General features: G+C 60.4%; 1 rRNA gene. It reads left to right on the top strand.

Going from position 1 to position 1,238, the window contains the following annotated elements:
* Positions 1-166: 166 nt before the first annotated feature.
* Positions 167-1,238: ribosomal RNA gene (locus tag G9H71_RS22530) — 23S ribosomal RNA — on the top strand; the annotation flags it as partial.

The raw sequence follows: 1,238 nt of genomic DNA on the forward strand, positions 1-1,238 counted from the left end.
TTTGAGAACTTCACAGTGGACGCGAGCATGTTCTTTTTCTTGTAGTTCGCAATGAGTCTGCCCCCTTGTCGTGGGGCCGGCCTGGTGCCTTCCGTTGTGTGTGGGGGGTGTGGGGCTGGTTCTTGGGTGGGGGGGCTGGTTGAGTGTGTGTGTGTTCGTTCGATGCGGCCAAGTTGGTAAGGGCGCACGGTGGATGCCTAGGCACCAGGAGCCGATGAAGGACGTGGGAGGCTGCGTTAAGCCTCGGGGAGCTGCCAACCGAGCGTTGATCCGAGGATGTCCGAATGGGGGAACCCGGCACCCGTCATGGGGTGTCACCCACGCCTGAACACATAGGGCGTGTGGAGGGCACGCGGGGAAGTGAAACATCTCAGTACCCGCAGGAAGAGAAAGCAACCGCGATTCCGTGAGTAGTGGCGAGCGAAAGCGGATCAGGCTAAACCTCGTCTGTGTGATACCCGGCAGGGGTTGCAGGCGGGGGGTTGTGGGGCGTGTCGTCCTGGCGCTGCCGCGCTGGGGAGGAAGTGAGAAACCGCTGGGGTAGTCGAAGGCTCTGGGAAGGGCCGGCGGAGAAGGTAACACCCCTGTAGGCGAAACTCTAGCGGCTTCCTGGACGCTGTCCCCGAGTAGCACGGGGCCCGAGAAATCTCGTGTGAATCTGCCAGGACCACCTGGTAAGCCTAAATACTTCCTGGTGACCGATAGCGGACTAGTACCGTGAGGGAAAGGTGAAAAGTACCCCGGGAGGGGAGTGAAAGAGTACCTGAAACCGTGTGCCTACAAGCCGTCGGAGCCTTCCTTGTGGGGGTGACGGCGTGCCTTTTGAAGAATGAGCCTGAGAGTTAGCGGCGTGTGGCGAGGTTAACCCGTGTGGGGGAGCCGGAGCGAAAGCGAGTCCGAATAGGGCGCTTCTAGTCGCACGTCCTAGACCCGAAGCGGGGTGATCTACCCATGGGCAGGGTGAAGCGCGGGTAAGACCGCGTGGAGGCCCGAACCCACCAGGGTTGAAAACCTGGGGGATGACCTGTGGGTAGGGGTGAAAGGCCAATCAAACTCCGTGATAGCTGGTTCTCCCCGAAATGCATTTAGGTGCAGCGTCATGTGGTGCTTGCCGGAGGTAGAGCTACTGGATGGCCTAGGGGCCCTACCAGGTTACTGAAGTCAGCCAAACTCCGAATGCCGGTAAGCGTGTAGCGTGGCAGTGAGACGGCGGGGGATAAGCTTCGTCGTCGAGAGGG

Source organism: Motilibacter deserti (genome assembly GCF_011250635.1).
Taxonomy (GTDB): Bacteria; Actinomycetota; Actinomycetes; order Motilibacterales; family Motilibacteraceae; genus Motilibacter_A; species Motilibacter_A deserti.